The organism is Herbaspirillum lusitanum P6-12 (genome assembly GCF_000256565.1).
GTDB lineage: Bacteria > Pseudomonadota > Gammaproteobacteria > Burkholderiales > Burkholderiaceae_D > Herbaspirillum > Herbaspirillum lusitanum.
On record NZ_AJHH01000487.1, the window covers coordinates 1 to 3,487 of the forward strand.

Annotated in this window: 6 protein-coding genes and 1 pseudogene; 3 read left to right on the forward strand and 4 right to left on the reverse strand. The window is 59.0% G+C overall.

Annotated elements, in window-relative coordinates:
- Both HLUSI_RS32775 and HLUSI_RS31770 read right to left on the reverse strand, forming a co-directional pair.
- The coding region (locus HLUSI_RS32775; protein WP_157137880.1) for a hypothetical protein at positions 1-255 on the reverse strand (255 nt) is incomplete at its 3' end.
- A 164-nt stretch (positions 256-419) separates the two neighbouring features.
- Positions 420-575: a DUF3096 domain-containing protein gene (locus tag HLUSI_RS31770; protein WP_016835006.1), complete on the reverse strand. Its 156-nt coding sequence runs from the start codon at positions 573-575 to the stop codon at positions 420-422.
- A 133-nt stretch (positions 576-708) separates the two neighbouring features.
- Here HLUSI_RS31770 and HLUSI_RS0116410 point away from each other — a divergent pair, with 133 nt between their 5' ends.
- Positions 709-1,344, forward strand: a complete 636-nt coding sequence (locus tag HLUSI_RS0116410) for a LysE family transporter (protein ID WP_016835007.1) — start codon at positions 709-711, stop codon at positions 1,342-1,344.
- Between the two features lie 102 nt (positions 1,345-1,446).
- Here HLUSI_RS0116410 and HLUSI_RS0116415 read toward each other — a convergent pair whose 3' ends face one another.
- A complete protein-coding gene (locus HLUSI_RS0116415) occupies positions 1,447-1,746 on the reverse strand; it encodes a PsiF family protein (protein WP_016835008.1) in 300 nt (99 codons plus the stop codon).
- A 150-nt stretch (positions 1,747-1,896) separates the two neighbouring features.
- Positions 1,897-2,301, reverse strand: a complete 405-nt coding sequence (locus HLUSI_RS0116420; protein WP_016835009.1) for a lysozyme inhibitor LprI family protein — start codon at positions 2,299-2,301, stop codon at positions 1,897-1,899.
- A 186-nt stretch (positions 2,302-2,487) separates the two neighbouring features.
- Between HLUSI_RS0116420 and HLUSI_RS0116425 the strand changes: the two genes are divergently transcribed.
- Both HLUSI_RS0116425 and HLUSI_RS29075 read left to right on the forward strand, forming a co-directional pair.
- Positions 2,488-2,844 carry a hypothetical protein gene (locus tag HLUSI_RS0116425; RefSeq protein WP_016835010.1) on the forward strand — a complete coding sequence of 119 codons (357 nt, stop codon included), beginning with the start codon at positions 2,488-2,490 and terminating at the stop codon, positions 2,842-2,844.
- A 246-nt stretch (positions 2,845-3,090) separates the two neighbouring features.
- Positions 3,091-3,487, forward strand: a pseudogene (locus tag HLUSI_RS29075) (ABC transporter permease); the annotation flags it as partial.

The window sequence follows — 3,487 nt, forward strand, 5'->3', positions numbered from 1 at the left end:
TGTTGCTGGTGTTGCTGGTGTCGCTGGTGTTGCCGCAGTTGCGGCGGTTGTCTTTTCAGCCTTGGCTTCCTTCTTGGTGTGTTTCACGGCCTTGTGCTTGGCGGCGTGCTCGGCCTTCGGCGCTGCAGTTGCAGCGGCAGGAGTCGCAGTTGCAGGTTTTGCAGCTGCCGGTGCTGCAGGCGCGCCGGTTTGAGCGAACACTGGCAGAGTCAGGGCGGAGAACAGAGCTGCAACGACGATGGATTTCGAGTTCATGGCAATTTCCTTAAAGAGAAGTTTTTTCAGTCTCGGCGCTGACTATTGATTGTTGCGCCTTACTTCCATTAACGAGCCGTGAACCGAAGCGACGACATCAGAGTGTTTCAAAAGATGTCATATTTGTAAGCATCTGTTGCAGTTCCTTTGCATCTCTCCAGGCGCTATGCAAACGGCCAGCCATGCGAACCGAACAAGCCGGCCAGGCCGATGACGATCAGGTAAATCGCAATGATGAAATTGAGAAGGCGCGGCATCACGAGGATCAGAACGCCGGCAATCAGGGCGACCAGGGGGCCGAAGGAAAGATGAAGGTTCATGTGATGCTCCTTGTTGGTTGATCTTGACCGGAACAGCTATCACGGTCAGACGGCATTCGGCTGGCAGAGTTCAGCGCGCCGCTGCATGAGTCCTTATAATGTCCATCCCTGGTTTATCAGTAGAAAGTACGGCATGGCTTTTCAATCCTGGTTTGCATTTTTCCTGGCGGCTTGTCTGATCGCCATTTCTCCCGGTTCCGGCGCAGTCTTGTCGATGAGCCACGGCCTCAACTACGGCGTGCGCCGCACCAGCGCGACCATCCTCGGGCTGGAGATCGCGCTGGTGGTGATCCTCATCATCGCGGGTGCGGGCGTGGGTTCGCTGCTGGTGGCGTCGGAAGCCGCCTTCAACACGATCAAGATCCTCGGCGCGGCCTACCTGATTTATCTCGGCTGGTCGCAATGGCGCTCGCCGGTGCATGTCGACGAAGCGCAAGCGGCGCGTCCTGCAGCACCGGCGGCATGGTGGCAGCGCACGGTCACAGGTTTCCTGACCAACGCCACCAACCCGAAGGGCATCGTTTTCATGGTCGCGGTCTTGCCGCAGTTCATCAACCATGAGCGTTCGCTGTGGCTGCAATTGCTGCTGATGGCGATCACGATGGTGGCGGTGGATCTGGTGGTGATGCACGGCTATGCCTTCGCGGCGAGCCGCATGCAGCGCTTCTTCCGGGATGCGAAGGCGGTGCGCATGCAGAACCGTTTTTTCGGCGGCGTGCTGATGCTGGTCGGTGCCGGCTTGTTTTTCTTCAAGCGCAGCCCGCAATGATGTTTTTCCGATAACGCTGTTGGCAATAATCCGACAGGCGTAAAAAAGCCCGCAGCGACCATGTCGCCTGCGGGCTTTTTATTGACAGGTGGATTGCCGGAATTACTTGTCCTTCTTCAGGCACTCTTTCATGAAGGCTTTGCGGTCGTCGCCTTTCTTGCCGGTGGCGTCCTTGTTGCAGCTCTTCATCTTGTCTTGCTGCGTTGCCGGTGCGGCAGGAGCGGCCGGCTTGTTGGAGAGGCAATCCTTCATGAAGGCCTTGCGTTCGTCACCTTTTTTACCGGTGGCGTCCTTGTTACAGGTAGTCATCTTGCTTTGCTGGGCAGTCTGGGTTTGCGCCATGGCGACAGGGGCAAGCATGACGGGAGCGACGAGGGCGAGGGCGGCGATCAGTTTTTTCATGGGTTTCTCCATTCAGGGATAACGTGGGTTGTGCGGTTTGGATGCCGCGTTCTTACCTTGTTTTCTGCGCTTGGCACGACGGCATGGCCGTCGCTTGCCCTTGAACGTTTGCCAAACGGGCTGCGTTGACAGCGTCGCTACGCCGTTTTTTTAGCGCGGACAGGCAACATCCCCCTCGGGGCACGCGGACAGCGCCTTGAGCTCCTTGGTGCGTTCCAGCGTCTTTTCCGTCAGGCAGGATTGCAGCGCCATGTTGTGCACCGAACCGCCGGCGCTGCGCGAGGTGGCATACTTGCATGACAGATCGCGGTATTTGATCCAGGCCAGCTGGACATCGCGGATCTGATTCTGCTGGGTCTTGTCGAGGCGCTTGCGGTAGTCGACGTAAGTCTGGTTCAGCTCGGCGTCGGCCTTGTTGAGCGCCTGGCTGGCGCATTCATCGATGTCGACCTGAGTTTGGACACTTTGGGCATTATTGCAATCCCCAGCCCAGGCGCTGCTGCCGGCGATGGAGAAGGAGAGCAGCGCGACCGTGCGCCATAGGGACGTTTTCATGTTTTCCTCAACTTTATCTGGTGGCGAGTGTCTACTCTGCGGTAGGCAAATGCAAGCGCTTTGCGCGGCAACATTGTTGCGAAGTGTTACGACGTGTTAGCAAGGCGCTGCGGTTTTTAGAAGTGTTGCCCGGCATCGAGTTCAATCGAAGATCAATCAATATTCAAGTGAAGACAGGATAAATTCATGGCGCTCAACTGGATCGCAGCTTTCAAACTGATACCGTGGGCCGACGTCGTCCAGGCCACACCGACCGTGGTGCGCGGCGCCAAGGATTTGTGGGCGCGCACGCGGGCAGGCAAGGCCAAATCAGCCATCGCCGAAGACGGCGCGACAGCGGAGCCGGGCAGCCCCGAACAGTTGGCGCAGCGCATCACGCAGCTGGAAGCGGAGCAGGTCGACGCCTCGGCGCTGATCAATACGCTGGCCGAGCAGAACGCGCAATTGGTGGCTGCATTCGACAACCTGCGCAACAAGGTCAAACTGCTGGTCGCGGCGTGCGTCCTGCTGGCGTTGAGCAGCGCGGCCTTGTGGTTGCGCTAGCCGGGTTTGAAGTGATCAGGATTCAGGACCTCAACCAGGCCTGCGAGCGCATTGCTGTAAGCGATGTGAAATATCGCGTCGTCATCGACATGGCGGCGCCGGCGGCGTAAAAAAGTCAGCCACGCCGGCATGCGCTATGCTGTCGGCAATGGACGCGCTTGCCTGGGGATACAAGCATCAGATACTAGCCTCAGATAAGCCTCAGACAGGCGCGTCGTTTCCTTCTGATTTTCCGCCTGGAGTTGCATGTTTTTTCTATCGTTGCGCATGACGCGCCGTGACTGGCGCGCCGGTGAATTGCGCTTCCTGCTGATTGCCCTGATCGTCGCGGTGGCGGCATTGTCCTCGGTCGGTTTCTTCGTGGATCGCATGCGCGCCGGCCTCACGCGCGATGCGCACCAGTTGCTCGGCGCCGATCTGCTGGTCGGTGCGGACCAGCCGCTTGATCCGGCCTGGCTGGAGCAGGCCCGCCAACACCAGTTGACGATGGCGCAGACGGTTGTGTTCCCGAGCATGGCGATTGCCGGCGAAGGCGATGCCGGCGCCAATGCGGCGCGCTCCATCCTGTCATCGATCAAGGCGGTCACCAGCGCCTATCCGTTGCGTGGACAACTGAAGCTGGCCGGCGCCGACGGCGCGCGCC